The organism is Achromobacter sp. SIMBA_011 (assembly GCF_046535435.1).
Taxonomy (GTDB): domain Bacteria; phylum Pseudomonadota; class Gammaproteobacteria; order Burkholderiales; family Burkholderiaceae_B; genus Achromobacter; species Achromobacter dolens.
Genome location: NZ_JAWRWN010001081.1, coordinates 1 through 243, shown reverse-complemented (window position 1 = coordinate 243; position 243 = coordinate 1). Strand labels below are relative to the sequence as shown.

General features: G+C 57.2%; 1 protein-coding gene. It reads right to left on the bottom strand.

Annotation, left to right across the window (positions count from 1 at the left end; genetic code table 11):
- The coding region (locus tag SB816_RS34360; RefSeq protein ID WP_410548541.1) for a GGDEF domain-containing protein at window positions 1-243 on the bottom strand (243 nt) is incomplete at both ends.

Sequence of the window (243 nt, the reverse complement as noted above, 5' to 3'; positions counted from 1 at the left end):
AACTTCTGTCGTCGTCGTCCTTGCGTAACGCTCCCCGCAATCTGCCGGCAATCCTGCGCAGACAATCGTCACCCGCCACGTGGCCCTCTGAATCATTGTAGTTCTTGAAATAGTCGACATCGAGGAGGATGAGCGCCCTTGGCCTGCCGCCATTGTCTGAAGCTTCGCCCGCCGCCTCATCAAAACTGCGACGATTGCGGATTCCGGTCAGTTGATCGGTGTTGGAAAGCTGCTGAAGCTCCC